General features: G+C 34.4%; 39 protein-coding genes. 38 read left to right on the top strand and 1 reads right to left on the bottom strand.

The annotated features are described in order from the left end of the window. Positions 1 to 10 precede the first annotated feature (10 nt). The 35 genes from fusA to ctlX all read left to right on the top strand — a co-directional run bounded on the left by fusA (position 11) and on the right by ctlX (position 22,734). Positions 11 to 2,167 (top strand): elongation factor G, encoded by a 2,157-nt coding sequence (fusA, locus tag OD917_RS03285; protein WP_026727878.1) that lies wholly within the window; start codon positions 11 to 13, stop codon positions 2,165 to 2,167. Between the two features lie 10 nt (positions 2,168 to 2,177). Continuing rightward, positions 2,178 to 2,483: a 30S ribosomal protein S10 gene (gene rpsJ / locus OD917_RS03290; RefSeq protein ID WP_007803605.1), complete on the top strand. Its 306-nt coding sequence runs from the start codon at positions 2,178 to 2,180 to the stop codon at positions 2,481 to 2,483. Between the two features lie 395 nt (positions 2,484 to 2,878). Beyond that, complete coding sequence (gene rplC, locus OD917_RS03295; protein ID WP_144217592.1) at positions 2,879 to 3,496, top strand: 50S ribosomal protein L3; 618 nt, start codon at positions 2,879 to 2,881, stop codon at positions 3,494 to 3,496. Then, positions 3,496 to 4,125: a 50S ribosomal protein L4 gene (gene rplD / locus OD917_RS03300; protein ID WP_125722315.1), complete on the top strand. Its 630-nt coding sequence runs from the start codon at positions 3,496 to 3,498 to the stop codon at positions 4,123 to 4,125. The genes rplC and rplD overlap by 1 nt, the downstream gene beginning before the upstream one ends. Positions 4,126 to 4,132: 7 nt before the next feature. Continuing rightward, on the top strand, positions 4,133 to 4,423 hold the full coding sequence (gene rplW, locus OD917_RS03305) for a 50S ribosomal protein L23 (protein WP_008464286.1): 291 nt from the start codon (positions 4,133 to 4,135) through the stop codon (positions 4,421 to 4,423). Between the two features lie 9 nt (positions 4,424 to 4,432). After that, positions 4,433 to 5,257: a 50S ribosomal protein L2 gene (gene rplB, locus OD917_RS03310; RefSeq protein WP_008464287.1), complete on the top strand. Its 825-nt coding sequence runs from the start codon at positions 4,433 to 4,435 to the stop codon at positions 5,255 to 5,257. 6 nt (positions 5,258 to 5,263) lie between these two features. Further along, on the top strand, positions 5,264 to 5,542 hold the full coding sequence (gene rpsS / locus OD917_RS03315) for a 30S ribosomal protein S19 (protein ID WP_008464288.1): 279 nt from the start codon (positions 5,264 to 5,266) through the stop codon (positions 5,540 to 5,542). An 8-nt stretch (positions 5,543 to 5,550) separates the two neighbouring features. Continuing rightward, on the top strand, positions 5,551 to 5,964 hold the full coding sequence (gene rplV / locus OD917_RS03320; protein WP_007803631.1) for a 50S ribosomal protein L22: 414 nt from the start codon (positions 5,551 to 5,553) through the stop codon (positions 5,962 to 5,964). Positions 5,965 to 5,969: 5 nt separating this feature from the next. After that, positions 5,970 to 6,728, top strand: a complete 759-nt coding sequence (gene rpsC, locus OD917_RS03325) for a 30S ribosomal protein S3 (RefSeq protein ID WP_008464292.1) — start codon at positions 5,970 to 5,972, stop codon at positions 6,726 to 6,728. Between the two features lie 19 nt (positions 6,729 to 6,747). Continuing rightward, positions 6,748 to 7,173: a 50S ribosomal protein L16 gene (gene rplP / locus OD917_RS03330; protein WP_008464295.1), complete on the top strand. Its 426-nt coding sequence runs from the start codon at positions 6,748 to 6,750 to the stop codon at positions 7,171 to 7,173. A 12-nt stretch (positions 7,174 to 7,185) separates the two neighbouring features. Next, positions 7,186 to 7,377, top strand: a complete 192-nt coding sequence (gene rpmC / locus OD917_RS03335; protein ID WP_008464297.1) for a 50S ribosomal protein L29 — start codon at positions 7,186 to 7,188, stop codon at positions 7,375 to 7,377. 17 nt (positions 7,378 to 7,394) lie between these two features. Next, complete coding sequence (rpsQ, locus tag OD917_RS03340) at positions 7,395 to 7,655, top strand: 30S ribosomal protein S17 (protein ID WP_007803646.1); 261 nt, start codon at positions 7,395 to 7,397, stop codon at positions 7,653 to 7,655. A 2-nt stretch (positions 7,656 to 7,657) separates the two neighbouring features. Beyond that, entirely contained in the window at positions 7,658 to 8,026 is a 369-nt protein-coding gene (rplN, locus tag OD917_RS03345; RefSeq protein ID WP_007803649.1) for a 50S ribosomal protein L14, read from the top strand. An 11-nt stretch (positions 8,027 to 8,037) separates the two neighbouring features. Beyond that, positions 8,038 to 8,352, top strand: a complete 315-nt coding sequence (gene rplX / locus OD917_RS03350) for a 50S ribosomal protein L24 (protein WP_026727873.1) — start codon at positions 8,038 to 8,040, stop codon at positions 8,350 to 8,352. Positions 8,353 to 8,354: 2 nt separating this feature from the next. Next, positions 8,355 to 8,906 (top strand): 50S ribosomal protein L5, encoded by a 552-nt coding sequence (gene rplE / locus OD917_RS03355; RefSeq protein ID WP_012022484.1) that lies wholly within the window; start codon positions 8,355 to 8,357, stop codon positions 8,904 to 8,906. 3 nt (positions 8,907 to 8,909) lie between these two features. Further along, a complete protein-coding gene (gene rpsN, locus OD917_RS03360) occupies positions 8,910 to 9,179 on the top strand; it encodes a 30S ribosomal protein S14 (protein ID WP_008464305.1) in 270 nt (89 codons plus the stop codon). A 104-nt stretch (positions 9,180 to 9,283) separates the two neighbouring features. Continuing rightward, entirely contained in the window at positions 9,284 to 9,682 is a 399-nt protein-coding gene (gene rpsH, locus OD917_RS03365) for a 30S ribosomal protein S8 (protein ID WP_008464306.1), read from the top strand. Positions 9,683 to 9,700: 18 nt separating this feature from the next. After that, positions 9,701 to 10,243, top strand: a complete 543-nt coding sequence (gene rplF / locus OD917_RS03370) for a 50S ribosomal protein L6 (protein WP_263522122.1) — start codon at positions 9,701 to 9,703, stop codon at positions 10,241 to 10,243. An 11-nt stretch (positions 10,244 to 10,254) separates the two neighbouring features. Further along, complete coding sequence (gene rplR / locus OD917_RS03375) at positions 10,255 to 10,605, top strand: 50S ribosomal protein L18 (RefSeq protein ID WP_008464310.1); 351 nt, start codon at positions 10,255 to 10,257, stop codon at positions 10,603 to 10,605. A 3-nt stretch (positions 10,606 to 10,608) separates the two neighbouring features. Beyond that, positions 10,609 to 11,133, top strand: coding sequence for a 30S ribosomal protein S5 (gene rpsE / locus OD917_RS03380; RefSeq protein ID WP_085949269.1), 525 nt, complete (start codon positions 10,609 to 10,611; stop codon positions 11,131 to 11,133). Between the two features lie 10 nt (positions 11,134 to 11,143). Beyond that, entirely contained in the window at positions 11,144 to 11,326 is a 183-nt protein-coding gene (gene rpmD / locus OD917_RS03385; protein WP_008464315.1) for a 50S ribosomal protein L30, read from the top strand. Between the two features lie 11 nt (positions 11,327 to 11,337). After that, on the top strand, positions 11,338 to 11,790 hold the full coding sequence (gene rplO, locus OD917_RS03390) for a 50S ribosomal protein L15 (RefSeq protein WP_091496646.1): 453 nt from the start codon (positions 11,338 to 11,340) through the stop codon (positions 11,788 to 11,790). Positions 11,791 to 11,803: 13 nt separating this feature from the next. Further along, the gene (gene secY, locus OD917_RS03395; protein ID WP_007803669.1) at positions 11,804 to 13,150 is read left to right on the top strand and encodes a preprotein translocase subunit SecY; all 1,347 of its coding nucleotides are present in this window, start codon (positions 11,804 to 11,806) and stop codon (positions 13,148 to 13,150) included. Positions 13,151 to 13,157: 7 nt separating this feature from the next. Beyond that, a complete protein-coding gene (gene infA / locus OD917_RS03400) occupies positions 13,158 to 13,373 on the top strand; it encodes a translation initiation factor IF-1 (protein WP_007136545.1) in 216 nt (71 codons plus the stop codon). A 12-nt stretch (positions 13,374 to 13,385) separates the two neighbouring features. Beyond that, the gene (gene ykgO / locus OD917_RS03405) at positions 13,386 to 13,502 is read left to right on the top strand and encodes a type B 50S ribosomal protein L36 (protein WP_002987490.1); all 117 of its coding nucleotides are present in this window, start codon (positions 13,386 to 13,388) and stop codon (positions 13,500 to 13,502) included. A gap of 2 nt (positions 13,503 to 13,504) precedes the next feature. After that, positions 13,505 to 13,879: a 30S ribosomal protein S13 gene (gene rpsM, locus OD917_RS03410; RefSeq protein WP_008464322.1), complete on the top strand. Its 375-nt coding sequence runs from the start codon at positions 13,505 to 13,507 to the stop codon at positions 13,877 to 13,879. Positions 13,880 to 13,887: 8 nt separating this feature from the next. Continuing rightward, entirely contained in the window at positions 13,888 to 14,271 is a 384-nt protein-coding gene (rpsK, locus tag OD917_RS03415) for a 30S ribosomal protein S11 (RefSeq protein ID WP_026727866.1), read from the top strand. A 92-nt stretch (positions 14,272 to 14,363) separates the two neighbouring features. Then, on the top strand, positions 14,364 to 14,969 hold the full coding sequence (gene rpsD / locus OD917_RS03420; RefSeq protein WP_008464326.1) for a 30S ribosomal protein S4: 606 nt from the start codon (positions 14,364 to 14,366) through the stop codon (positions 14,967 to 14,969). 21 nt (positions 14,970 to 14,990) lie between these two features. Continuing rightward, positions 14,991 to 15,983: a DNA-directed RNA polymerase subunit alpha gene (locus tag OD917_RS03425; RefSeq protein ID WP_008464329.1), complete on the top strand. Its 993-nt coding sequence runs from the start codon at positions 14,991 to 14,993 to the stop codon at positions 15,981 to 15,983. A 62-nt stretch (positions 15,984 to 16,045) separates the two neighbouring features. Beyond that, positions 16,046 to 16,537: a 50S ribosomal protein L17 gene (gene rplQ / locus OD917_RS03430; protein WP_198857779.1), complete on the top strand. Its 492-nt coding sequence runs from the start codon at positions 16,046 to 16,048 to the stop codon at positions 16,535 to 16,537. Positions 16,538 to 16,780: 243 nt separating this feature from the next. Next, a complete protein-coding gene (carA, locus tag OD917_RS03435) occupies positions 16,781 to 17,890 on the top strand; it encodes a glutamine-hydrolyzing carbamoyl-phosphate synthase small subunit (protein WP_263522132.1) in 1,110 nt (369 codons plus the stop codon). Between the two features lie 111 nt (positions 17,891 to 18,001). After that, the gene (gene eno / locus OD917_RS03440; protein ID WP_263522135.1) at positions 18,002 to 19,294 is read left to right on the top strand and encodes a phosphopyruvate hydratase; all 1,293 of its coding nucleotides are present in this window, start codon (positions 18,002 to 18,004) and stop codon (positions 19,292 to 19,294) included. 153 nt (positions 19,295 to 19,447) lie between these two features. Beyond that, positions 19,448 to 20,725 carry a citrate synthase gene (locus OD917_RS03445; RefSeq protein WP_111285054.1) on the top strand — a complete coding sequence of 426 codons (1,278 nt, stop codon included), beginning with the start codon at positions 19,448 to 19,450 and terminating at the stop codon, positions 20,723 to 20,725. Positions 20,726 to 20,788: 63 nt separating this feature from the next. Further along, on the top strand, positions 20,789 to 21,703 hold the full coding sequence (locus tag OD917_RS03450) for a dimethylarginine dimethylaminohydrolase family protein (RefSeq protein ID WP_263522137.1): 915 nt from the start codon (positions 20,789 to 20,791) through the stop codon (positions 21,701 to 21,703). Between the two features lie 95 nt (positions 21,704 to 21,798). Beyond that, positions 21,799 to 22,734 (top strand): citrulline utilization hydrolase CtlX, encoded by a 936-nt coding sequence (ctlX, locus tag OD917_RS03455; protein ID WP_263522139.1) that lies wholly within the window; start codon positions 21,799 to 21,801, stop codon positions 22,732 to 22,734. A 77-nt stretch (positions 22,735 to 22,811) separates the two neighbouring features. Here the strand turns inward: ctlX and OD917_RS03460 are convergent, their stop codons facing one another. Then, on the bottom strand, positions 22,812 to 23,438 hold the full coding sequence (locus OD917_RS03460; protein WP_263522141.1) for a MarC family NAAT transporter: 627 nt from the start codon (positions 23,436 to 23,438) through the stop codon (positions 22,812 to 22,814). Positions 23,439 to 23,590: 152 nt separating this feature from the next. On the opposite strand from OD917_RS03460, the gene OD917_RS03465 reads away from it, so the two are divergent. From OD917_RS03465 to OD917_RS03475, 3 genes are all read left to right on the top strand, one after another. Next, positions 23,591 to 23,956 (top strand): CoA-binding protein, encoded by a 366-nt coding sequence (locus OD917_RS03465; protein ID WP_263522143.1) that lies wholly within the window; start codon positions 23,591 to 23,593, stop codon positions 23,954 to 23,956. 139 nt (positions 23,957 to 24,095) lie between these two features. Then, positions 24,096 to 24,716, top strand: a complete 621-nt coding sequence (gene recR / locus OD917_RS03470; RefSeq protein ID WP_263522145.1) for a recombination mediator RecR — start codon at positions 24,096 to 24,098, stop codon at positions 24,714 to 24,716. A gap of 74 nt (positions 24,717 to 24,790) precedes the next feature. Beyond that, on the top strand, positions 24,791 to 25,582 hold the full coding sequence (locus OD917_RS03475; RefSeq protein WP_263522146.1) for a polysaccharide biosynthesis/export family protein: 792 nt from the start codon (positions 24,791 to 24,793) through the stop codon (positions 25,580 to 25,582). Positions 25,583 to 25,588 lie beyond the last annotated feature (6 nt).

The raw sequence follows: 25,588 nt of genomic DNA on the forward strand, positions 1-25,588 counted from the left end.
TTCGTAAGAAATGGCTAGAGATTTAAAATATACAAGAAATATCGGAATCGCTGCTCACATTGATGCTGGTAAGACAACAACAACTGAGCGTATTCTTTTTTATACTGGAAAGTCACACAAAATTGGTGAGGTGCACGATGGTGCTGCAACAATGGACTGGATGGCTCAAGAGCAAGAAAGAGGTATTACAATTACTTCTGCTGCTACAACTTGTACTTGGAACTTTCCAACTGTACAAGGTAAAGTTATTCCAGAATCGTTACCATACCACTTTAATATTATTGATACTCCTGGACACGTTGACTTTACTGTAGAGGTAAACCGTTCTTTGCGTGTACTTGATGGTTTAGTTTTCTTATTTAGTGCTGTTGATGGTGTTGAGCCTCAATCAGAAACTAACTGGAGGCTTGCTGATCAATATAGAGTTCCTCGTATGGGATTCGTAAATAAAATGGACCGTCAAGGTGCTAACTTTTTAGCTGTATGCGGACAGGTTAAAGATATGTTGAAATCGAATGCGGTTGCAATTACTTTGCCTATTGGAGATGAAGCGGATTTCAAAGGTATTGTTGACTTAGTTAAAAATCAAGCTATCGTATGGCATGATGAAACTCAAGGTGCTACTTTTGACGTTGTTGATATTCCAGCTGATATGGTTGATGATGTTAAGCATTACCGTTCTATTCTTATCGAAGAGATTGCGACTTATGACGAGAATCTTTTAGATAAGTACATGGAAGATGAAAATTCTATTACTGAAGAAGAAATCAACAACGCTTTAAGAGCGGCTACTATTGATATGGCAATCATTCCTATGCTTGCTGGTTCTTCTTTCAAAAACAAAGGTGTTCAATTTATGTTGGATGCTGTTTGTAAGTATTTACCATCTCCATTAGATAAAGAAGGTATTGAAGGAATTCACCCTGATGATGCTGAATTATTAGAAGAAGATCAAACTAAAATTATCCGTAGACCAGATGTAAAAGAGCCGTTCGCTGCTTTGGCATTTAAAATTGCTACTGACCCATTCGTAGGTCGTTTAGCTTTCTTCCGTGCTTATTCTGGACGTTTGGATGCTGGTTCTTATGTTTTAAATACTCGTTCTGGTAACAAAGAGAGAATCTCTCGTATTTACCAAATGCACGCTAACAAACAAAATCCAATCGAATTTATTGAGGCTGGAGATATTGGAGCTGCTGTAGGATTTAAAGATATCAAAACTGGAGATACTTTATCTGACGAGAAGCACCCAATTATCTTGGAATCTATGAAGTTCCCAGAGCCAGTAATTGGTATTGCTATCGAGCCTAAAACTAAAGCTGACGTTGATAAAATGGGTATGGCTTTGGCTAAATTAGCTGAAGAGGATCCAACATTTACTGTAAGAACTGACGAGGCTTCAGGTCAAACTATTATTTCTGGTATGGGTGAGCTTCACTTAGATATCTTAGTTGATCGTATGAAACGTGAGTTTAAAGTAGAGGTTAATCAAGGTGAGCCACAAGTTGAGTACAAAGAGGCGTTTACTAAATCTGCTCAACATAGAGAAACTTACAAAAAACAATCTGGAGGTCGTGGTAAATTCGGTGATATCGTATTTAGAATCGAGCCTGCTGATGAAGTTGATGGTAAAGTTCCTGTAGGATTACAGTTTGTTAACGAGGTAAAAGGTGGTAACGTTCCTAAAGAATATATCCCTGCTGTTGAAAAAGGTTTCCGTGAGGCTATGAAAACAGGTCCATTAGCTGGATATGCTGTTGATAGTTTAAAAGTAACTTTATTAGACGGATCTTTCCACCCTGTGGATTCTGATGCTCTTTCTTTTGAATTAGCTGCTAGAATGGGTTATAAAGAATCTGGACGTGCTGCTGGAGCTGTTATTCTTGAGCCAATCATGAAAATCGAAGTTATTACTCCTGAAGAAAACATGGGTGATATCGTAGGTGACTTGAACCGTCGTAGAGGTCAAGTTAATGACATGGGTGATAGAAATGGTGCTAAGACTATCAAAGCTGATGTGCCTTTATCAGAAATGTTTGGTTATGTAACAACATTAAGAACATTATCTTCTGGTAGAGCTACTTCAACAATGGAGTTCTCTCACTATGCAGAAACACCTTCTAATATTTCAGAAGAGGTAATCAAAAAAGCAAAAGGTAACGCTTAATTTTAAGAAAATGAGTCAAAAAATCAGAATAAAACTAAAATCTTACGATCACATGTTGGTAGATAAATCTGCTGAAAAGATCGTAAAAACAGTAAAAACTACTGGAGCAGTTGTAACAGGTCCAATTCCGTTGCCAACTCACAAAAAACTTTTCACTGTCTTACGTTCTCCGCACGTTAACAAAAAAGCGAGAGAGCAGTTTGAAGTAATGTCATACAAGAGATTGATTGATATTTATTCATCTTCATCTAAAACTATTGATGCTTTAATGAAACTTGAATTGCCAAGTGGAGTTGAAGTTGAAATTAAAGTATAATTTTTTATATTTTTTTTATATAAAAAGCGAGACAGGAATGTCTCGCTTTTTTTTGTTGTTAAATAGTTGTTTTTGATATAATATTTCTACAGTTGTAAAATTTGACAAATGCTGTAAATGTCTTTGTTTTAAGGAGGTGCGACGGTTTTTTGTTGCGAATTTTTTAAATAATTGTTAAGTGTGATATTGGTTTTGGTGGAAAAGTGTGATTTGTGTTTTTGAGTAAAAGAAGCTTGTTTTGGTGTTGTTTTGATGCTTGGATTTTGATAATGAGCGATTTAATTTTTGTAACCGTTTGGTTTATTCAATTTTAATATCTACTTTTGCACTCCCTGTTTGGAAATTTCTGTTATTTTCAAATTGAAGGGAATTTTAGTAATTAATAATTAATATTTATGTCTGGGTTAATTGGTAAGAAAATCGGCATGACTAGTATTTTCGACGAAAACGGGAAAAACATTCCTTGTACAGTAATCGAAGCTGGTCCATGCGTTGTTACCCAAGTCAGAACCAACGAGGTTGACGGGTATGAAGCGTTGCAACTTGGTTTCGATGACAAAAACGAGAAACATTCTACTAAAGCTGCTTTAGGGCACTTTAAAAAAGCTGGAACTGTTGCTAAGAAAAAAGTCGTTGAATTCCAAGATTTTGCAACTGAACAAAAATTAGGAGATCTTATTGATGTTACTATTTTTGAAGAAGGAGAATTTGTAGATGTACAAGGTGTGTCTAAAGGTAAAGGTTTCCAAGGTGTTGTTAAACGTCACGGTTTTGGTGGAGTTGGACAAGCTACTCATGGTCAGCACAACCGTTTAAGAGCGCCAGGTTCTGTAGGAGCTTCTTCTTATCCATCTAGAGTATTCAAAGGAATGCGTATGGCTGGAAGAATGGGAGGAGAAAATGTAAAAGTTCAAAACCTTAGAGTTTTAAAAGTAGTTGCTGAGAAGAATCTACTTGTTGTTAAAGGGTGTATTCCTGGACACAAAAACTCTTATGTAATCATTCAGAAGTAATGGAAGTAAAAGTATTAGATTTCAACGGAAAAGATACTGGAAGAAAAGTTCAACTTTCTGATTCAGTATTCGCAATTGAACCAAACAATCACGCTGTATATCTTGATGTTAAGCAATATCTTGCTAATCAAAGACAAGGTACTCACAAGGCTAAAGAAAGAGCTGAAGTAACTGGAAGTACACGTAAGATTAAAAAACAAAAAGGAACTGGTACTGCTCGTGCAGGAAGTGTTAAGAGTCCATTGTTTAAAGGTGGTGGAACAGTTTTCGGACCAAGACCTAGAAGTTATTCATTCAAATTGAATAAAGGATTGAAGAGATTAGCTAGAAAATCAGCTTTCTCAATCAAAGCAAAAGAGTCAAATATTGTAGTTTTAGAAGACTTTAATTTTGAAGTTCCAAACACTAAAAATTTCATTAACGTTTTGAAAGCTTTAGGGTTAGAGAATAAAAAATCTTTATTTGTGTTGGGTGAGTCAAATAAAAACGTATATTTGTCGTCACGTAATTTAAAGGCTTCAAACGTCGTAACTAGCTCAGAATTAAGCACTTACGCAATATTAAACGCTAACAATTTAGTGCTTTTGGAAGGTTCTTTAGAGTTAATTGAAGAAAATTTAAGTAAATAATAGGAATATGAGCATTATTATTAGACCTATAGTAACGGAAAAAGTAACCAAAGAAAGTGAAGTTCTAAACCGCTTCGGATTCGTTGTTAACAAAAAAGCAAACAAAGTTGAAATTAAGAAAGCTGTTGAAGCTGCTTATGGAGTAACTATCGTTTCTGTTAATACAATGAATGTGAGACCAGATAGATCTACTAAATACACTAAAAGTGGTTTAATCAGTGGAAAGACAAATGCTTATAAAAAAGCAATTGTACAAGTACAAGAAGGAGAAACAATTGATTTTTACAACAATATCTAAGATAGAAAAATGTCAGTAAGAAAATTAAAACCTATTACCCCGGGTCAGCGATTTAGAGTTGTGAATGGTTATGACGCTATTACAACTGATAAGCCGGAACGCTCTTTGATAGCGCCGATAAAAAACTCAGGAGGTAGAAATAGTCAAGGAAAGATGACCATGCGTTATACGGGTGGTGGTCACAAGCAGAGATATCGTATCATCGATTTCAAAAGAACTAAAGATGGAATACCAGCTACAGTTAAATCAATCGAATACGATCCAAATCGTACTGCATTTATCGCTTTATTAGCTTATGCTGATGGAGAGAAAACTTATATTATCGCTCAAAACGGATTGAAAGTGGGTCAGAAATTAGTTTCTGGACCAGAGTCTCAACCAGAGATTGGTAATACTTTGCCTTTAAGCAGAATTCCTCTTGGAACTGTTATATCTTGTATTGAGTTACGTCCAGGACAAGGAGCTGTTATCGCTCGTTCAGCTGGAACTTTTGCTCAGTTAATGGCAAGAGACGGGAAATACGCAACAATTAAAATGCCATCAGGTGAGACAAGATTAATCTTGTTAACTTGTTCGGCTACAATTGGAGCTGTTTCTAACTCTGACCACCAATTAGTTGTATCTGGTAAAGCAGGTAGAACAAGATGGTTAGGAAGAAGACCTAGAACTAGACCGGTAGCGATGAACCCTGTTGATCACCCTATGGGAGGTGGTGAAGGACGTTCTTCTGGAGGGCACCCACGTTCAAGAAACGGATTGCCAGCTAAAGGTTACAGAACTCGTTCTAAGAAAAACCCGAGTAACAAGTATATCGTAGAACGTAGAAAGAAATAATAAGATATGGCACGTTCATTAAAAAAAGGACCTTTCGTTCATTATAAATTAGACAAGAAAGTTCAAGAAAACGTAGAAAGTGGTAAAAATGCAGTTGTTAAGACTTGGTCTAGAGCTTCAATGATTACACCAGATTTCGTTGGACAAACTATCGCAGTTCATAACGGTCGTCAATTTGTACCAGTTTACGTAACAGAAAACATGGTAGGTCACAAATTAGGAGAGTTTTCACCAACTAGATCTTTTAGAGGTCATGCTGGAGCAAAAAATAAAGGTAAAAAATAAAAGAAGCAATGGGAGTTCGTAAAAGAGAAACAGCAGATGCGAGAAAAGAGGCTAATAAGTCTATCGCTTTCGCAAAATTGAATAACTGCCCTACTTCACCTAGAAAAATGCGCTTAGTAGCGGACTTGGTAAGAGGTCAGAAGGTAGAAAGAGCACTTAACATTTTAAGATTCAGTTCTAAAGAAGCTTCAAGAAAATTAGAAAAACTATTATTATCTGCAATCAATAACTGGGAGCAAAAAAATAGTGAAGGTAATTTAGAAGAAGCTGGATTATTTGTTAAAGAGATCAGAGTAGATGGTGGAATGATGTTAAAAAGACTTCGTCCAGCTCCTCAAGGTCGTGCACACAGAATCAGAAAACGTTCTAATCACGTAACAATCGTGCTTGGAGCTATCAATAACACACAAAGCAATTCTTAAGCAGCATGGGACAAAAGACAAATCCAATTGGAAATAGACTTGGTATCATCAGAGGATGGGACTCAAACTGGTATGGTGGAAATGATTACGGCGATAAATTAGCTGAAGATCACAAAATCAGAAAGTATATCCACGCTCGTTTATCAAAAGCTAGTGTATCTAAAGTAATCATCGAGAGAACTTTGAAACTTGTAACCGTTACTATCACTACTGCTAGACCTGGTATCATTATCGGAAAAGGTGGGCAAGAGGTAGACAAGTTGAAAGAAGAACTTAAGAAAGTTACTGACAAAGAGGTTCAAATCAACATCTTTGAAATTAAAAGACCTGAGTTAGATGCTTATCTTGTGGCTACAAGCATCGCTCGTCAAATCGAAAGCCGTATTTCTTACAGACGTGCAATCAAAATGGCTATTGCTGCTTCTATGCGTATGAACGCTGAAGGTATCAAAGTTTTGATTTCTGGTCGTTTGAATGGTGCTGAGATGGCGCGTTCGGAAGGTTTCAAAGAAGGTAGAATTCCTCTATCAACTTTCAGAGCTGACATTGATTATGCTCTTGCTGAAGCTCACACTACTTACGGTAGAATGGGGATTAAAGTGTGGATCATGAAAGGTGAAGTTTACGGTAAGAGAGAACTTTCTCCACTTGCTGGAATGGACAAAAAACAATCTGGTACAGGTGGTGGAAAAGGTGGAGATGCTCCTAGAGGCAAATCTAACTTTAACAAAGGTGGAAAACCAGACGCTCGTAAAAGAAAGTAAATTTTTAAACTAAAGAAAAATGTTACAGCCTAAAAGAACAAAATACCGTAAGGTACAAAAAGGTAGAATGAAGGGTAACTCTCAAAGAGGGCATGAACTTTCAAATGGAATGTTTGGAATTAAATCTGTACATGAAGATGGAATGTTTTTAACATCTCGTCAAATCGAAGCTGCGCGTATCGCTGCAACTCGTTACATGAAGAGAGAGGGACAATTATGGATTAAAATTTTCCCAGACAAACCTATTACTAAGAAGCCTCTTGAAGTACGTATGGGTAAAGGTAAAGGAGCAGTTGAGTATTGGGCTGCTGTTGTTAAACCAGGAAGAATTATGTTTGAAGTTGGAGGAGTTCCATTGTCAGTTGCAAAAGAGGCTTTACGTCTTGCGGCTCAAAAGCTTCCAGTTAAAACTAAGTTCGTCGTTGCTAGAGATTTCGAAGCATAATCTATATTTATTATGAAACAATCAGAAATAAAAGATCTTTCTGCAGCGGAGTTGCAAGAAAAGCTTAGTCAAACTAAGAAAGTATATGCTGACCTAAAAATGGCTCATGCTATCTCTCCAATTGCTAACCCACTTCAAATTAGAAGCGTTAGAAGAACAGTTGCAAGATTGGCTACAGAGTTAACTAAAAGAGAGTTACAATAATTGTATTCTGCTGAAAGATGGAAGAAAAAAGAAATTTAAGAAAAGAAAGAATAGGTGTTGTTACTTCAAATAAGATGGATAAATCTATCGTTATTGCTGAAGTAAGAAAAGTAAAACACCCATTATACGGTAAGTTCGTGTTGAAAACTAAGAAATATGTTGCACACGACGAAACAAACGACTGTAACATTGGAGATACTGTAAGAATTAGCGAAACGCGTCCTTTAAGTAAAACAAAATGTTGGAGATTAGTTGAAATCTTAGAAAGAGCTAAATAATTATGGTACAACAAGAATCAAGACTAAAAGTAGCAGATAACACGGGAGCTAAAGAAGTTTTAACTATTCGTGTTTTAGGAGGTACTAAAAGAAGATATGCCTCTGTTGGTGACAAAATTGTAGTTTCTATCAAAGATGCAACTCCAAACGGAAACGTGAAAAAAGGGGCTGTTTCAACTGCAGTTGTTGTGCGTACTAAAAAAGAAGTGAGAAGAGCTGATGGTTCTTATATCCGTTTCGATGACAATGCATGTGTTCTTTTGAACGCTGCAGGAGAAATGAGAGGAACTCGTGTTTTTGGTCCGGTAGCAAGAGAACTTCGTGAAAAACAATTCATGAAAATTGTATCATTAGCACCAGAAGTGCTTTAATTCGTTTTAAGATGATAAAGCTAAAAATAAAATCAGGAGATATCGTAAGAGTTATTGCTGGAGACCATAAAGGTGCTGAAGGTAAAGTTTTACGTGTTTACCGTGAAAAAAACAAAGCGATCGTTGAAGGTGTAAACATGGTTTCTAAACATACTAAACCAAGTGCTAAAAACCCTCAAGGTGGTATCGTTAAGAAAGAAGCTTCTATTCAAATTTCTAACATTGCTTTAATTGATCCTAAAACTAAGGAAACAACTAGAGTAGGTATTAGAGTAGAAGGAGATAAGAAAGTAAGATTTTCAAAAAAATCTAATCAAGTACTATAGTAATGGCATATACACCTAGACTAAAAGAAGAATATAAGAGTAGAGTAATCTCTGCTCTTAAAGAAGAATTCGGATATACAAACGTGATGCAAGTTCCTAAACTTGAAAAAATCGTTTTGAGCCGTGGAGTTGGTGCAGCTGTATCTGATAAAAAACTTATTGACTATGCGGTTGATGAGTTAACAAAGATCACTGGACAAAAAGCAGTTTCTACAATCTCTAAGAAAGACGTTGCGTCTTTCAAATTGAGAAAAGGAATGCCTATTGGAGCAAAAGTTACTTTGCGTGGAGAAAGAATGTATGAGTTTTTAGATAGACTTATCACTTCTGCTTTGCCACGTGTTAGAGATTTTGGTGGTATTAAAGCTACTGGATTCGACGGAAGAGGTAACTACAATCTTGGAGTTTTAGAGCAAATCATTTTCCCAGAAATTGATATTGACAAAGTAAACAAAATTTCAGGAATGGATATTACTTTTGTTACTACTGCAAAAACAGACAAGGAGGCAAAGTCATTATTGGCTGAATTAGGATTACCTTTTAAAAAGAATTAAGACATGGCTAAAGAATCAATGAAAGCCCGCGAGGTTAAAAGAGAGAAAACGGTAGCTAAATATGCTGAGAAGAGAAAAGCTTTATTAGAAGCTGGAGACTACGAAGGTTTACAAAGATTACCTAAAAATGCTTCACCAGTTCGTTTACACAATCGTTGTAAATTAACAGGTAGACCTAGAGGTTATATCCGTCAATTCGGTATTTCACGTGTAACTTTCCGTGAAATGGCTAACAATGGGTTAATTCCAGGAGTTAAAAAGGCTTCTTGGTAATCTCGCAATAAGTTATTACTTTTGCAAACCAAAAAATAATTTTAATTGATTAAAGGTTCGGGAGACACCCGTCTCCCGAAAACCATAATCGCAATCAAATACATATGTATACAGATCCTATTGCAGATTATTTGACTAGAGTTCGTAACGCTGTGGCTGCAAACCACAAAGTTGTTGAAATTCCAGCATCTAATCTTAAAAAAGAGATAACTAAGATCTTATTTGATCAAGGTTACATCTTAAGTTACAAATTTGAGCAGAACACTGTACAAGGTTCTATCAAAATCGCTTTAAAGTACGATAAAGATACTAAAGAGCCTGTAATCAAAGATATCCAAAGAATTAGTAAACCAGGTTTACGTAAGTACGCTGGTGCTGCCAAATTACCTAGAATCCTTAATGGATTAGGAATTGCTATTGTTTCTACATCAAAAGGTTTGATGACTGGAAAACAAGCTAAGCAGTTAAATGTAGGTGGTGAGGTAATTTGTTACGTATACTAATTTTAAACACTAGATAAGATGTCAAGAATAGGTAAAAGCCCAATTGTAATCCCTGCTGGTGTAACTGTTGAAGTTAAAGACGGTATTATTACAGTAAAAGGAAAAAGAGGTCAACTAGTTCAGGAGTTTTCGGACGTAAATGTAACAGTTGAAGGCGATCAAGTTTTAGTAGAAAGATCGTCTGATCATAAAGACCATAGAGCAAAACACGGATTATTTAGATCTTTGATCAATAATATGATTGTTGGTGTTTCTGAAGGTTTCACAAAAGAACTAGAATTAGTTGGAGTAGGTTATAGAGCTTCAAACCAAGGTCAAAAATTAGATTTAGCTCTTGGATATTCTCACAATATTGTTTTAGAGATTGCTCCTGAAGTATCTTTGGAAACAGTATCTGAAAAAGGTAAGAACCCAATCGTAAAATTAACATCATTTGATAAACAACTTTTAGGACAAGTTGCTGCGAAAATCAGAAGTTTCCGTAAGCCAGAGCCATACAAAGGTAAAGGTGTTAAATTTGTGGGTGAAGTATTAAGAAGAAAAGCAGGTAAATCAGCTTAAAATATAAGATTATGTCATTAACAAAATCTGAGAGAAGACAGAGAATTAAATTCAGAATTAGAAAATCGGTTAGTGGTACTGCTGCAAGACCTAGACTTTCTGTTTTTAGAAGTAATAAAGAAATTTACGCTCAAATCATTGATGATGTAAATGGAGTTACTATATTAGCTGCATCTTCAAGAGAAAAAGAAATAGGAAAAGGTACTAACGTTGAAGTAGCTGCTGCTGTTGGAAAACTAGTTGCGGAGAAAGCGTTAAAAGCTGGGATTGATACCATCACTTTTGATAGAGGTGGATATTTGTATCACGGTCGTATTAAATCATTAGCAGAAGGCGCAAGAGCCGCTGGACTTAAATTCTAATATATTATGTCTAAATACAAAAATGTAGAATTGGTAAAACCTAGTGGTCTTGAATTAAAAGATCGTCTAGTTAGTGTTAATCGTGTTACTAAAGTTACAAAAGGAGGTAGAGCTTTCGGTTTTTCTGCTATTGTAGTTGTAGGTGATGAAAATGGAGTAGTTGGTCACGGATTAGGAAAATCTAAAGACGTTTCTGAAGCAATTGCGAAAGCAGTAGAAGATGCTAAGAAAAACTTAGTTAGAATTCCTTTGAATGGACAATCTGTTCCTCACGAACAAAAAGGTAAATTTGGTGGTGCACGTGTATTCTTAATTCCAGCATCTCATGGTACTGGAGTTATTGCTGGTGGAGCTGTTCGTTCAGTTCTTGAATCAGTAGGTATTCACGATGTATTGTCTAAATCTCAAGGATCATCAAATCCACATAACGTAGTAAAAGCAACTTTTGATGCTTTATTGCAAATGAGAAGCGCTCATACTGTTGCAAAACAGAGAGGAGTTTCTTTAGAAAAAGTTTTTAAAGGTTAATTAGGAAATTATGGCTAAATTATTAGTAAAACAAGTAAGAAGCAAAATCAACTGCCCTCTTTCTCAAAAAAGAGGATTGGAAGCTTTAGGTCTACGTAAAATTGGACAAGTTGTGGAGCATGAGTCAAATCCTGCTATCCTTGGGATGATAAACAAAGTTAAACACTTAGTTTCTGTAGAAGAAGCTAAATAACAAATACTGTTATGAATTTAAGTAACTTACAACCTGCTGAGGGGTCTACACACAATCAAAATAAAAGATTAGGTAGAGGAGAAGGTTCTGGAAAAGGTGGTACCGCTGCACGTGGACACAAAGGAGCAAAATCTCGTTCTGGTTATTCTAAAAAGATTGGTTTTGAAGGGGGTCAGATGCCACTTCAAAGACGTGTACCTAAGTTTGGTTTCAAAAACATCAATCGTAAAGAATACGAAGGTGTTAATTTAGATACTCTTCAATTATTAGTTGATAACGGTGTAATTACTGATTCTGTTTCTATGACAGATTTCGTAGCAAATCGTCTAGCTTCTAAAAATGAAATCGTTAAGATTTTAGGTAGAGGAGAATTGAAAGCAAAATTAAAAGTAACTGCCCACAAATTTACTGCTACTGCAAAAGCTGCTATTGAAGCTGCTGGTGGAGAAGCTGTAACTATATAACTTATCTATTAAGATGAAGAAATTTATTGAATCAATAAGTAATGTTTGGAAAATCGAAGAACTAAAGAATAGAATCTTAATTACATTGGGATTGCTTTTAGTATATCGTTTTGGAGCACACGTTACGCTTCCTGGAATTGACGCAACGCAATTGACTGGTTTAGCGGGACAAACTAAAAATGGTCTAGGATCTATTCTAGACATGTTCACCGGGGGTGCTTTCTCTAAGGCTTCAGTTTTTGCCTTAGGTATCATGCCTTATATTTCTGCGTCTATTGTTGTTCAGTTGATGGGGATTGCGATTCCATATTTACAAAAACTTCAAAATGATGGGGAAAGTGGTAGAAAAAAGATTAATCAAATCACTCGTTGGTTGACAATCGCTATCACATTGGTTCAAGGTCCAACTTATATCTATAATTTATACAGAACATTGCCTAGTAATGCATTTTTGCTAGGCTTTAATTCTCCTGAATTTTTGTTCTCGTCTGTTATCATTTTAGTTACTGGTACAATTTTTGCTATGTGGCTGGGTGAAAAAATTACAGATAAAGGTATTGGAAATGGTATTTCATTGTTAATTATGGTTGGTATTTTAGCTCGTTTACCGCAAGCTTTTATCCAAGAGTTTACAACTCGTGTTACCAATAACAATGGAGGTCCAATGTTATTAGTTATTGAAATTATTGTGTGGTTATTAGTTATCATTTCTTGTGTATTGCTTACAATGGCAGTACGTAGAATCCCTGTACAGTATGCTCGTCGTACAACTACAGGAGATTACGAGCAAGATTTGGCAGGAGGTAATAGACAATGGATTCCCCTTAAGCTTAATGCTTCTGGAGTTATGCCAATTATTTTTGCTCAGGCAATTATGTTTATTCCTGCGGCTGTAGCTGGATTGTCTAAATCAGATACATCACAATCTATTGTTGGTGCATTTAGTAATATGTTTGGTTTCTGGTATAATTTTGTTTTTGCAACTTTAATTATTGTATTTACATTCTTTTATACTGCAATCACTGTACCTACTAACAAAATGGCTGATGATTTAAAGAGAAGCGGCGGTTTTATTCCTGGAGTTCGTCCTGGAGCAGAAACTTCTGATTTCCTTGATAAAGTGATGTCTTTAATAACTTTCCCAGGATCTTTATTCCTTGCTTTGATTGCTGTGTTCCCAGCTATTGTTGTAAGTATTATGGATGTACAACAATCTTGGGCAATGTTTTTTGGGGGTACCTCATTAATAATTATGGTTGGTGTTGCAATAGATACTATTCAACAGATCAATTCATACTTGTTAAACAAACATTATGATGGTTTAATGAAGACTGGTAAAAATAGAAAAGCGGTAGCTTAATATATTTATGGCAAAACAATCAGCAATAGAACAAGACGGATCAATAATTGAAGCATTATCAAATGCTATGTTCCGTGTGGAGTTAGAAAATGGACATATTGTAATTGCTCATATTTCTGGTAAAATGCGAATGCATTACATCAAATTACTACCTGGTGATAAGGTGAAACTAGAAATGAGTCCTTACGATTTGTCAAAAGCAAGAATTACTTATCGATATTAAAGGATATTCACTATGAAAGTTAGAGCATCAGTAAAAAAGAGAAGTGCCGAGTGCATTATCGTGCGTAGAAAAGGGAGACTGTACGTAATAAACAAAAAGAATCCTAGATTTAAACAAAGACAAGGATAATTATGGCAAGAATAGCAGGGGTAGATATCCCAAAAAACAAAAGAGGTGTTATCGCACTTACCTATATTTTCGGATTAGGAAAAAGTAGAGCTATTGAGATTTTAGAAAAAGCTCAAGTTAGCCAAGATAAAAAAGTTCAAGATTGGAATGATGATGAGATCGGAGCGATTCGTGAAGCTGTTTCATTTTACAAAATTGAAGGAGAATTACGTTCTGAAATTTCTTTAAACATTAAACGTTTAATGGATATTGGATGTTACAGAGGTATTCGTCATAGATCTGGTCTTCCATTAAGAGGACAAAGAACTAAAAACAACTCAAGAACAAGAAAAGGTAAAAGAAAAACTGTTGCTAACAAGAAAAAAGCAACTAAATAATAAGTAATATGGCTAAAGCAACTGCAAAAAAACGTAAAGTTATCGTTGAATCAACGGGTGAGGCTCATATTTCTGCCACTTTTAATAACATTATTATTTCTTTGACTAATAAGAAAGGTGAAGTTATCTCTTGGTCTTCAGCTGGTAAAATGGGTTTCAGAGGTTCTAAAAAGAACACTCCTTATGCAGCTCAAATGGCAGCAGAAGATTGCGCTAAAGTAGCACTTGAGGCAGGACTTAAAAAAGTGAAAGTTTATGTAAAAGGACCAGGTAATGGACGTGAGTCTGCTATCCGTTCTATTCATAACGGTGGAATTGAAGTTACAGAGATTATCGATGTTACTCCAATGCCACACAACGGATGTCGTCCTCCAAAAAGACGTAGAGTTTAATTTTTTATTTTTATAGTATAAACAAGGTAGAACATAGATTATCGAAGGATTAGACCTGAATTCATAATTTCTACCTTAAAATTTTTTTTAAAATGGCAAGATATACTGGTCCTAAAACCAAAATCGCTCGTAAATTTGGCGAAGCAATCTTCGGAGATGATAAATCTTTCGAAAAAAGAAATTACCCACCTGGACAACACGGGATGGCTAAAAAAAGAGGAAAAAAATCTGAGTATGCTGTTCAGTTAATGGAAAAGCAAAAAGCTAAATATTCTTACGGAATTTTAGAAAAACAATTCAGAAATTTATTCGAAAAAGCATCAGCGACTAAAGGAGTAACTGGTGAAGTTCTATTACAATTATGCGAAGCAAGATTAGATAATGTTGTTTTTAGAATGGGAATTGCTCCATCTAGAAGAGGTGCGCGTCAAATCGTTTCTCACAGACACATTACTGTAAATGGAGAGGTTGTTAATATTCCTTCTTACCACCTTAAGCCTGGTGATAAAGTTGCAGTTCGTGAAAAATCTAAATCTTTAGAAGCTATCGAACGTTCTTTATCAAATTCAAGTCATGTTTATGAATGGATTACTTGGAACAATGATCTTAAAGAAGGAACTTTCGTTTCTGTACCTGCGAGACTTCAAATTCCAGAAAACATTAAAGAACAATTAATCGTAGAGTTGTACAACAAATAATAATTGACTTAGTCGAAATTTATGGCAATATTTAATTTTCAAAAGCCCGATAAAGTTATCATGATCGATTCAACCGATTTTGAAGGTAAATTTGAGTTTAGACCTTTAGAACCTGGTTATGGATTGACAGTTGGTAATGCACTTAGAAGAGTTTTGCTTTCAGCGTTAGAAGGTTATGCAATTACATCTGTTCGTATCGAAGGTGTAGATCATGAGTTTTCTACTATTTCAGGTGTTGTTGAGGATGTTACCGAGATTATCCTTAATCTAAAACAAGTACGTTTCAAACGTCAAATTGAAGATATCGATAATGAATCAGTTACTATTTCTGTTTCTGGTAAAGATCAATTGACAGCAGGTGATTTTCAAAAATTTATCTCAGGTTTTCAAGTTTTGAATCCAGACCTTGTTATCTGTAATTTAGATTCTAAAATCAAATTGAATTTCGATTTAACTATCGAAAAAGGTAGAGGATACGTGCCTGCTGAAGAAAACAAAAAACAGAATGCTGCAATTGGAACAATTTTTACAGATTCTATTTTTACTCCGGTAAAAAATGTAAAATATGCAATCGAAAATTTCCGTGTAGAGCAAAAAACAGATTACGAAAAATTAGTTTTTGAAATCAAAACTGATGGATCTATTAATCCTAAAGATGCCCTTACTGAAGCTGCTAAAGTTTTAATTCACCATTTCATGTTGTTTTCTGATGAAAGAATTACACTTGAGGCTGACGAAATTGCACAAACAGAATCGTATGATGAAGAGTCATTGCATATGAGACAATTGCTTAAAACTAAGCTTGTTGATATGGATTTATCTGTGAGAGCATTAAATTGCTTGAAAGCGGCTGAAGTTGATACACTTGGTGATTTAGTATCGTTCAATAAAAATGACCTAATGAAATTCCGTAATTTCGGTAAAAAATCTTTAACTGAACTTGATGAACTTGTTGCAGTGAAGAATTTAACTTTCGGAATGGATTTAGCTAAATACAAATTAGATAAAGAATAATTTACTTCATATTTTGCTCTCCATAGTGGATTGTAGCAAGATGAAGATAAAAAAAACACGTCATGAGACACGGAAAAAAATTCAACCACTTAAGCAGACAGACTGGACATAGAAAAGCTATGTTGGCTAATATGGCTTGTTCTCTTATCGAGCACAAACGTATTAACACTACTGTTGCTAAAGCTAAAGCGCTTAAACAATTTGTTGAGCCTTTAATTACAAAATCAAAAGAGGATACGACTCACAACCGTCGTATTGTTTTTGCTTACTTACGTAATAAATACGCTGTAACTGATTTGTTCAGAGATGTTGCTGCTAAAGTAGGTGACCGTCCAGGTGGATACACTCGTATCATTAAAGTTGGAAATCGTTTGGGAGATAACGCTGATATGGCGATGATCGAACTTGTTGACTTCAATGAGCTTTACAACGGAGGTAAAAAAGAAGTTAAAAAAGCGAAAAGCCGTCGTGGTGGAAAAGCTAAAAAAGCTGAAACTGCTGCTCCAGAAGCTCCTGCTGCTGAAACAGAAACGACTACTGAAGCTTCTGAATAATTATGAGAGTAATCATTCTATAATATTAAAGGATAAACTAATTTTTAGTTTATCCTTTTTTTTTGATTTTTTTGAAACCAGAAAAATGTAACTTATTTAAAATGTTAGGTTTTATTTTTACGAATGAAAGTTTTAAAAAATCTTGGAAGCGCTCTTTTAAAGAAGTAAATTTGCAAAATATCTAATTATAAATGAAGCTTTTTAAGTTTCATACACAATTAAAAAAACAATACAAATTAAAGAATGAAATACACAACACGACAAAGCGCCATTTTATTACTAAGTGATGGAACTATTTTTCATGGAAAGTCTATCGGTATTAGCGGTAAAACTTTTGGTGAAGTTTGTTTTAATACTGGAATGACCGGATATCAGGAGATTTTTACAGATCCTTCGTATTTTGGGCAAATTATGGTTACTACTAATCCACACATCGGGAATTATGGTATAAATGATTTAGAAGTTGAATCAGACAGCGTGAAAATTGCTGGTTTAGTTTGTAAAAATTTTAGCTTTAACTATTCTAGAGAAGGTGCTTCTGGTAGCCTAGAAGATTATTTTGCAAAACAAAATTTAATCTGTATCTCTGATGTGGATACTAGAGCTCTGGTTAGTTATATTCGTGATAATGGTGCAATGAATGCTGTTATCTGTACAGATGGAACTTCAATTGAAGATCTGAAAAAAGAATTGGCAAATGTGCCAAATATGGAAGGTCTTGAGTTAGCCTCAAAAGTGTCTACAAAAGAGCCTTATTTTGTAGGGGATGAAAATGCGACATACAAAATTTCGGCACTTGACCTTGGAATTAAAAAGAATATTTTAAGAAACTTTGCAAAAAGAGATTGTTATATTAAGGTTTTTCCATACGATACAAGTTACGAGGAGTTAAGCGCGTTTAATCCAGACGGATATTTCTTGTCTAATGGACCTGGAGATCCGGACCCGCTTTATGGAGTAATAGAGGTTGCTAAGAACATTATTGCAGATGATAAACCTTTGTTTGGAATCTGTTTAGGTCATCAGATTATTGCATTAGCAAATGGAGTTCAGACTTATAAAATGTTTGGAGGGCACCGAGGAATTAATCATCCAGTAAAAAATCTTCTTACAGGTAAAGGGGAGATTACTTCTCAAAATCATGGATTCGCTGTAAAAAGAGAAGCTTTAGAAGGTCATCCAGAGTTAGAACTGACTCATATACATTTAAATGATGATACAGTTGCAGGAATGCGAATGAAGAATAAGAATTGTTTTTCTGTTCAATATCACCCAGAAGCTAGTCCGGGACCACATGATTCGTCATATTTGTTTGATCAATTTGTTGAGAACATTAAAAGTAGTAAGGTCTAAAACGATGTAGTTAATAAATAAAGGTGTTTAATGGCTAAAATGCGTTTATAGTATTAAATATTTTTATAATTTCGAAAAAAAAATATAATTTATTAATAAAAAACAAAAATAATGAGTATTATAATTAAAGTTCACGCAAGACAAATTCTTGATTCTAGAGGTAATCCTACTATTGAAGTTGATGTAGTAACTGAAAATGGAGTTTTAGGTAGAGCTGCTGTTCCATCTGGAGCATCAACTGGAGAGCACGAAGCTGTTGAATTACGTGATGGAGGTAAGGCTTACCTAGGTAAGGGTGTTTTGAATGCAGTGAACAATGTAAATACTGTTATTGCTGAAGAATTAGTTGGGACTTCTGTTTTCGAGCAAAACACAATTGACCAATTAATGATTGATTTGGATGGAACTCCAAACAAATCTAAATTAGGGGCTAATGCTATTTTAGGTGTTTCTTTGGCTGCAGCAAAAGCTGCTGCTAATGAACTTGGTCTGCCATTATACAGATATGTAGGTGGAGTTTCTGCTAATACATTGCCTGTTCCGATGATGAACATTATCAATGGAGGTTCTCACTCTGATGCACCTATCGCATTCCAAGAGTTTATGATTTTCCCAGTAAAAGCAACTTCTTTTACACATGCAATGCAAATGGGAACTGAAATTTTCCACAACTTGAAAAAAGTATTACACGATAGAGGTTTAAGTACTGCAGTAGGTGACGAAGGAGGTTTTGCTCCAAACTTAGCTGGTGGAACTGAAGATGCTTTAGATACTATTAAACTTGCGGTTGAAAAAGCAGGATATTCTTTCGGTGACGAAATTATGATTGCTCTTGACTGTGCTGCTTCTGAGTTTTATGTAAACGGTAAATACGATTACACTAAATTTGAAGGAGAAACTGGAAAAATTAGAACTTCTGAAGAACAAGCTCAATATTTAGCTGAGTTAGCTTCTAAATATCCAATTATTTCTATCGAAGACGGTATGTACGAAGATGACTGGGATGGATGGAAAGCTTTAACTGAAAAAATCGGAGACAAAGTACAATTAGTTGGTGATGATTTATTCGTTACTAATGTTGAACGTTTGTCAACTGGTATCGAAAAAGGAATTGCTAACTCAATCTTAGTAAAAGTAAATCAAATTGGTACTCTAACTGAAACTATCGCAGCTGTAAACATGGCAAAAAATGCTGGTTATACATCTGTAATGTCTCACCGTTCTGGAGAAACTGAAGATAATACAATTGCAGATTTAGCTGTTGCTTTAAACTGTGGTCAAATTAAAACTGGTTCTGCGTCTCGTTCAGATCGTATGGCTAAATACAATCAATTATTGAGAATTGAAGAAGAATTAGGAAATACAGCTTATTTCCCTGGTTTAAATGCTTTTAAAATCAAATAATTGAACGAATTATATATTGGGAAAAACCATCTGTTTTTGCAGATGGTTTTTTTTTGGACTTTTAACAAATTCATAGCAGTATTCTTTTTTTAATTAGTCTTAAATTCATTAGATTTGATAAATTATTATTTAAAGAATTATTTCCAGTATATTATGTCAAAAATAGCTACATTAGAAATAGATGGTAAAAAGATTGAGCTTCCGGTAATCACAGGGAGTGAAAACGAATCAGCTATCGATATCAACAAATTACGTGATTTAACGGGTGTTATTACAATTGATCCAGGTTATAAAAATTCAGGATCTTGTACAAGTGAAATCACTTTCCTAGATGGAGAAGAGGGAATTTTACGTTACAGAGGATATTCAATCGAAGATCTTGCTGAAAAAGCTAGTTTCTTAGAAGTTTCTTATCTTTTGATTTTTGGAGAATTGCCAACCGCTGCACAATTAGAAGAATTCGAAAATGGTATTAAAAAACATTCTTTGGTAAACGAAGAAATGAAAAATATCATTGACGGTTTCCCTAAAACGGCTCACCCAATGGGAGTGTTATCTGCTTTAACTAGCGCATTGACAGCTTTTAATCCTAAAGCGGTTAATGTTGATAACGAAAAAGAAATGTACGAAGCTATTTGTAAAACAATGGCAAAATTTTTAGTGATAGCTACATGGACTTACAGAAAATCTATGGGGTATCCTTTAAATTATTATGATAATACAAAAGGGTATGTAGAAAGTTTTATGCAATTAATGTTTAAATTACCTACAGGGCCTTATGCTGCAAATCCAGTAATCGTAAATGCTTTAGATAAATTATTCATTCTTCACGCAGATCACGAGCAAAACTGTTCTACATCTACAGTTAGAATGGTAGGTTCATCTCACGCTGGTTTATTTGCTTCAGTTTCTGCAGGAGTTTCTGCACTTTGGGGACCACTTCACGGTGGAGCAAATCAAGCTGTACTTGAAATGCTAGAAGAAATTAACAAAGACGGTGGAGATACAGATAAATTTTTAGCGAAAGCAAAAGATAAAAATGATCCATTCCGTTTAATGGGATTCGGACACAGAGTTTACAAAAACTTTGATCCAAGAGCTAAAATCATCAAAAAAGCAGCGACAGAAGTATTAGAAACGTTGGGTGTTGAAGATCCGATTTTAGAGATTGCAAGAAAATTAGAAAAAGCAGCTCTTGAAGATGAATACTTCAAATCAAGAAATTTATATCCAAACGTTGATTTCTACTCTGGGATTATTTACAGAGCATTAGGAATTCCGACAGATATGTTTACCGTTATGTTTGCAATTGGAAGGCTTCCAGGTTGGATAGCTCAATGGAAAGAAATGCGTGAAAACAAAGAGCCAATCGGAAGACCGAGACAAATTTATACTGGACATCCTTTAAGAGAGTTCAAGTCTAATAAATAAAAAAACGAAAGCTTCACTTACATGTGAAGCTTTTTTTATCTTTGCTCAAAATATAATAAAGTTATGTTGCAATTAAATGTAAAGAACGAAACGTCTCGGCTTCGTGCTGTAGTTCTGGGTTCTGCTGTTCATAATGGTCCAACTCCAACTATAGAAGAGGCGTATGACCCTAAATCATTGGAACATATTAAGGCAGGAACTTATCCTGTAGAAAAAGATATGGTTGCTGAAATGGATGCTTTTAATGCTGTTTTCAAAAAGTATGATGTTGCCGTTTATCGCCCAGAAATGATTGAAAATTACAATCAGATTTTTGCTAGAGATATAGGTTTTGTAATTGATGATGTTTTTGTAAAATCTAATATTCTACCAGATAGAGAACGCGAATTAGATGCAATTCAATATGTAATTGATCAGATTGACCCAATAAAAGTAGTTCGTCCTCCAGAAGAAGTCCATATAGAAGGAGGAGACGTTATGCTTTGGAATGATCATATTTTTATTGGGACTTATAAAGGAAGTGATTATAAAGATTACATTACGGCAAGAACCAATATGCAAGGTGTAAATTATATCAAATCTTTGTTTCCTAATAAAATTGTGAAAGAGTTTGATTTAGTAAAATCTAAATTGGAAGCAAGAGATAATGCATTGCATTTAGATTGTTGTTTTCAACCTGTTGGGAAAGATAAAGGTATTATATATAAAAGAGGTTTTCGTGAAGAAGCTGATTATTTGTATTTAGTGAAACTTTTTGGAAAAGAAAATCTATTTCATATTGAAAGAAATGAAATGTATAATATGTTTTCAAACGTGTTTTCAATTGATGAAAATGTTGTTGTTTCTGAAAAGAATTTTACAAGATTGAATAACTGGCTTCGTGAAAATGGTTTTACTGTGGAAGAAATTCCGTATGCTGAAATTTCGAAACAGGAAGGTTTGTTGAGATGTTCAACTTTACCATTAATTAGAGACTAAAAATAGTTTTTTTCAAGTTTGAGGTTTCAAGTTTTTAGAAGACACGAAACCTGAAACCTGAAACTTGAAACTTGAAACGAGAAAATATATAAAAAATGAGACAAACTACTAATGCTATCGTGATGATTCGCCCAGTTGCATTCAGAATGAATGAACAAACGGCTGTCAATAATTATTATCAAAAGGTGTTAGACGGACTTTTGCCAAGTACTGTTAATGCTAAAGCGCAACAAGAATTTGATGCTTTTGTAGAAAAGCTAAGAGCGGTTGGCGTTGATGTAACAGTTGTTGATGATAATTTAGAGACTGATACTCCAGATAGTATTTTTCCAAATAACTGGGTTTCGTTTCATGAAAATGGAGATGTAGCATTGTATCCAATGTTTGCAGAAAACCGTCGTCAAGAACGTCGTGAAGATATTTTGGATACTTTGGAAGAAAAAGGATTTGAAATTACCAATATAATGGACTATACTTCTGCAGAAGAAGATGGCATTTTCTTAGAAGGAACAGGAAGTTTATTATTAGATAGAGCAAACGGAAAAGCATATTGCGCTTTATCACCAAGAGCTGACGAAGAATTGTTTATAGAGTTCTGTGAAGATTTTGATTATGCTCCAGTTATTTTCGAAGCTTTTCAAACAGTTGATGGAGAACGAAAACTAATTTATCATACTAATGTTATGATGTGTTTAGGCGAAACTTTTGCAGTAATTTGTGCAGATTCGATTGATGACAAGAAAGAACGCAAAATGGTTCTGGATAGTCTTAAGCAAGATCAAAAAGAAGTTGTTTTGATTACCGAAGCTCAAGTAAATAATTTTGCAGGAAATATGCTGGAAGTTCGAGGGAAAGATGATAAACGATATATTGTAATGAGTGCATCAGCTCATCAAAGTTTAACTCCGAAACAAATAGCACAATTAGAAAACCATGCTGAAATTTTAAGTTCAAGTTTGGATACAATTGAAGCTTGTGGTGGTGGAAGTGCAAGATGTATGATGGCCGAAATTTTCTTACCAAGAAGTTAAAATAAAAGATCTAATAAAAAGAAAGGGATAAAATCATGTTGCGATTTTATCCCTTTCTTTTTTAATATTTGATTAAACTAAAAATTTCCTTTAATAATATTTACAATTGCACTTACAATATATTGTATGCCAATTGAAATAACTATAAAGCCAACAATTCTAGAGATTGCAACAATTCCTGAAGCACCTAATATTCTTGCTAAATAATGAGCACTTTTTAGAATGGCAAAAATAGCAACTGCAATGGCAAGAATCGCTAATGAAGAAATTATGATTTCGTTTAACTCGTGATGTTCTTGATAAAAAGCAATTAAAAGGGACATTGAGCCAGGACCAGCAAGCATCGGAATTGCCAAAGGGGTTAATGCAATATCATTTCTCTGTTGTGCTTCATTTTCAATTTTTTTATTGATCCCGCGCTTTTTATTGAATTTCCCTGAAAGTAAAGAGAAACCAGAATTCACAATTACTATTCCGCCGGCAATTCTTAAAGCATCGATGCTAATTCCGAAAAAGGTTAGGACATATTGGCCGATGAAATAAGAAACTAATAATATTATAAAAACGTTAATTGCGGTCCAAAGCGAAATTCGAGATCTTTCTTTTTGGGAGTCGTGTTGCGTTAATCCAACAAAGATTGGCACAGTTCCGATTGGGTTTAGTACCGAGAATAATGCGGCAAATAAGTAAATGAATAATTCCATAGAATATTGGTTAGTGAAGTAAAAGTAGTTATTTTTTGATGTTTTGTATGAAATTATGTTAGAATAATATTTTTTAATTGCTATTGATTCTGAATCAAAGACATAGGATTAAATGGTTCTTTTTAATTACTTTTGCAGTCTAAATAAAAACAATGAAAAGTAAAAAAACACTAGTTATAGGAGCATCAACAAATTCAGATCGTTATTCATATAGAGCCGTAAATATGCTGGTAGGAAAAGGGCATTCTGTTTTAGCAATTGGACAAAAAGCAGGAGAAGTTGCTGGCGTGAAAATTCAAACTAAAGCCATACCAGTTAAAAATATTGACACAATTACTTTGTACCTAAACCCAGTACGTCAAAGAGATTATTACAATTATATTATTGAAGCACATCCTAAACGTGTAATTTTTAATCCGGGAACTGAAAATCCAGAATTGTACCAATTATTGGAGTTAAATGATATTCAGGTTGAAGTAGCTTGTACATTAGTTTTATTGGCAACAAATCAATATTAAGAACTTTAAAAATGAGAATAGGCTTCGGAAAACAATATTGAAATAGGTGTTTTTTCTGGATAAAATTCCAGTATTTATAAGCATTGAATTTAATTGCTGTAATGCGAGCTAAACCATTAAAAGTATTACTTTTGTCGTCATGGAATTTTCATCAAAATTAATCGAAAAAGCGGTAAACGAAATGTCGCAATTGCCTGGTATTGGTAAGCGTACAGCTCTTCGGCTAGTTCTTCATCTGCTAAAACAGCCTAAAGAACAAACTTCTTTTTTATCTCAGGCATTATTAAATATGCGTGAGGATATCAAATTTTGCGAAAGTTGCCATAATATTTCGGACACTAAAATCTGCGAAATTTGTGCAAATCATCTCAGAAATCATGAGACGATATGTGTTGTAGAAGATATTCGTGATGTTATGGCGATTGAGAATACAGGTCAGTACAAAGGAATTTATCATGTTCTTGGAGGAAAGATTTCACCTATTGAAGGAGTTGGTCCAAATCAGCTAAATATTTCAAGTTTGGTTGAGAAGGTAAAATCTGGCAAAGTGGCTGAAATTATTTTTGCTTTAAGTTCGACGATGGAAGGAGATACAACAAATTTTTACATCTATAAACAAATTATAGATGCAGAAATTATAATCTCTACAATTGCTCGAGGAATATCTGTTGGAGATGAATTAGAATATGCAGACGAAGTAACATTAGGAAGGAGTATTTTGCATAGAGTTCCTTTTGAAAAAACATTTAAAAATAATTAAACTAAACCCCCAAATGACAAGTAGGTTTTTCGATACATTAAAGGAAAAGCTATATTTGCGATAAAATTGAACCAATGACAAAAAAAAGCTTTTTTCTATTTTTCTTAATGTCAATATTATTTACATCGTGTATTCCAATTAAAGATTTGGTTTATCTTCAAGACAAAAATAATTCAGATGAGAAGACAACTATTGCAGCTGTGGAATCAAAACCATATCGATTACAAGTAAATGATGTTCTAAGTGTTAATATAAAAGCAATTGATCCAAAATTGGTTTCTATCTTCAATACAACGGAAAGTCAAAGTAATCAAACTTCAAAATCAGAAGCAGGTCTTTATTTTGATGGTTTTACAGTTGATGATCATGGTAATATTAGAATGCCAATTTTAGGTGAAATTAATGTAATTGGCTATACTCTCGAAGAAGTTCGCTTGAAAATTGAAAAAAAATTGCTTGAGGAATATTTTAAAAGTGAAGCAAATGTTTTTGTAACAGTTAAATTAGCGGGTTTTAGATATACAATCAATGGAGAAGTCGGAAATACAGGAACTAAAGTGTTATTTAAGGAAAACGTTACCATTCTGGAAGCTGTAGCAAATGCTGGAGATATTACTACTGTAGGTAATAGGAAAGAAGTTACTGTAATTCGTCAAAGTCCAACGGGAGTTCAAATGCATAATATTGATCTTACAGATGTAAATGTCATGAAATCACCATATTATTATTTGCAACCGAATGATTATATCTATATCAAACCAGTGAAACAAAAAACGTGGGGAACTGGGCAGACAGGATTACAATCGTTAACTACAATTATTACCTTATTGTCTTTGGCAACAACGGTTTTCCTTATTGTTAAATAAAAAAAG

Source organism: Flavobacterium sp. SH_e, from assembly GCF_025717045.1.
In the GTDB taxonomy this organism is placed as follows: Bacteria; Bacteroidota; Bacteroidia; order Flavobacteriales; family Flavobacteriaceae; genus Flavobacterium.

Excerpts from the sequence above, each read along its gene's own strand:
- fusA (WP_026727878.1), top strand. The coding sequence starts at position 11 with ATGGCTAGAGATTTAAAATATACAAGAAATATCGGAATCGCTGCTCAC.
- rpsJ (WP_007803605.1), top strand. The coding sequence starts at position 2,178 with ATGAGTCAAAAAATCAGAATAAAACTAAAATCTTACGATCACATGTTG.
- rplC (WP_144217592.1), top strand. The coding sequence starts at position 2,879 with ATGTCTGGGTTAATTGGTAAGAAAATCGGCATGACTAGTATTTTCGAC.
- rplD (WP_125722315.1), top strand. The coding sequence starts at position 3,496 with ATGGAAGTAAAAGTATTAGATTTCAACGGAAAAGATACTGGAAGAAAA.
- rplW (WP_008464286.1), top strand. The coding sequence starts at position 4,133 with ATGAGCATTATTATTAGACCTATAGTAACGGAAAAAGTAACCAAAGAA.
- rplB (WP_008464287.1), top strand. The coding sequence starts at position 4,433 with ATGTCAGTAAGAAAATTAAAACCTATTACCCCGGGTCAGCGATTTAGA.
- rpsS (WP_008464288.1), top strand. The coding sequence starts at position 5,264 with ATGGCACGTTCATTAAAAAAAGGACCTTTCGTTCATTATAAATTAGAC.
- rplV (WP_007803631.1), top strand. The coding sequence starts at position 5,551 with ATGGGAGTTCGTAAAAGAGAAACAGCAGATGCGAGAAAAGAGGCTAAT.
- rpsC (WP_008464292.1), top strand. The coding sequence starts at position 5,970 with ATGGGACAAAAGACAAATCCAATTGGAAATAGACTTGGTATCATCAGA.
- rplP (WP_008464295.1), top strand. The coding sequence starts at position 6,748 with ATGTTACAGCCTAAAAGAACAAAATACCGTAAGGTACAAAAAGGTAGA.
- rpmC (WP_008464297.1), top strand. The coding sequence starts at position 7,186 with ATGAAACAATCAGAAATAAAAGATCTTTCTGCAGCGGAGTTGCAAGAA.
- rpsQ (WP_007803646.1), top strand. The coding sequence starts at position 7,395 with ATGGAAGAAAAAAGAAATTTAAGAAAAGAAAGAATAGGTGTTGTTACT.
- rplN (WP_007803649.1), top strand. The coding sequence starts at position 7,658 with ATGGTACAACAAGAATCAAGACTAAAAGTAGCAGATAACACGGGAGCT.
- rplX (WP_026727873.1), top strand. The coding sequence starts at position 8,038 with ATGATAAAGCTAAAAATAAAATCAGGAGATATCGTAAGAGTTATTGCT.
- rplE (WP_012022484.1), top strand. The coding sequence starts at position 8,355 with ATGGCATATACACCTAGACTAAAAGAAGAATATAAGAGTAGAGTAATC.
- rpsN (WP_008464305.1), top strand. The coding sequence starts at position 8,910 with ATGGCTAAAGAATCAATGAAAGCCCGCGAGGTTAAAAGAGAGAAAACG.
- rpsH (WP_008464306.1), top strand. The coding sequence starts at position 9,284 with ATGTATACAGATCCTATTGCAGATTATTTGACTAGAGTTCGTAACGCT.
- rplF (WP_263522122.1), top strand. The coding sequence starts at position 9,701 with ATGTCAAGAATAGGTAAAAGCCCAATTGTAATCCCTGCTGGTGTAACT.
- rplR (WP_008464310.1), top strand. The coding sequence starts at position 10,255 with ATGTCATTAACAAAATCTGAGAGAAGACAGAGAATTAAATTCAGAATT.
- rpmD (WP_008464315.1), top strand. The coding sequence starts at position 11,144 with ATGGCTAAATTATTAGTAAAACAAGTAAGAAGCAAAATCAACTGCCCT.
- rplO (WP_091496646.1), top strand. The coding sequence starts at position 11,338 with ATGAATTTAAGTAACTTACAACCTGCTGAGGGGTCTACACACAATCAA.
- secY (WP_007803669.1), top strand. The coding sequence starts at position 11,804 with ATGAAGAAATTTATTGAATCAATAAGTAATGTTTGGAAAATCGAAGAA.
- infA (WP_007136545.1), top strand. The coding sequence starts at position 13,158 with ATGGCAAAACAATCAGCAATAGAACAAGACGGATCAATAATTGAAGCA.
- ykgO (WP_002987490.1), top strand. The coding sequence starts at position 13,386 with ATGAAAGTTAGAGCATCAGTAAAAAAGAGAAGTGCCGAGTGCATTATC.
- rpsM (WP_008464322.1), top strand. The coding sequence starts at position 13,505 with ATGGCAAGAATAGCAGGGGTAGATATCCCAAAAAACAAAAGAGGTGTT.
- rpsK (WP_026727866.1), top strand. The coding sequence starts at position 13,888 with ATGGCTAAAGCAACTGCAAAAAAACGTAAAGTTATCGTTGAATCAACG.
- rpsD (WP_008464326.1), top strand. The coding sequence starts at position 14,364 with ATGGCAAGATATACTGGTCCTAAAACCAAAATCGCTCGTAAATTTGGC.
- OD917_RS03425 (WP_008464329.1), top strand. The coding sequence starts at position 14,991 with ATGGCAATATTTAATTTTCAAAAGCCCGATAAAGTTATCATGATCGAT.
- rplQ (WP_198857779.1), top strand. The coding sequence starts at position 16,046 with ATGAGACACGGAAAAAAATTCAACCACTTAAGCAGACAGACTGGACAT.
- carA (WP_263522132.1), top strand. The coding sequence starts at position 16,781 with ATGAAATACACAACACGACAAAGCGCCATTTTATTACTAAGTGATGGA.
- eno (WP_263522135.1), top strand. The coding sequence starts at position 18,002 with ATGAGTATTATAATTAAAGTTCACGCAAGACAAATTCTTGATTCTAGA.
- OD917_RS03445 (WP_111285054.1), top strand. The coding sequence starts at position 19,448 with ATGTCAAAAATAGCTACATTAGAAATAGATGGTAAAAAGATTGAGCTT.
- OD917_RS03450 (WP_263522137.1), top strand. The coding sequence starts at position 20,789 with ATGTTGCAATTAAATGTAAAGAACGAAACGTCTCGGCTTCGTGCTGTA.
- ctlX (WP_263522139.1), top strand. The coding sequence starts at position 21,799 with ATGAGACAAACTACTAATGCTATCGTGATGATTCGCCCAGTTGCATTC.
- OD917_RS03460 (WP_263522141.1), bottom strand. The coding sequence starts at position 23,438 with ATGGAATTATTCATTTACTTATTTGCCGCATTATTCTCGGTACTAAAC.
- OD917_RS03465 (WP_263522143.1), top strand. The coding sequence starts at position 23,591 with ATGAAAAGTAAAAAAACACTAGTTATAGGAGCATCAACAAATTCAGAT.
- recR (WP_263522145.1), top strand. The coding sequence starts at position 24,096 with ATGGAATTTTCATCAAAATTAATCGAAAAAGCGGTAAACGAAATGTCG.
- OD917_RS03475 (WP_263522146.1), top strand. The coding sequence starts at position 24,791 with ATGACAAAAAAAAGCTTTTTTCTATTTTTCTTAATGTCAATATTATTT.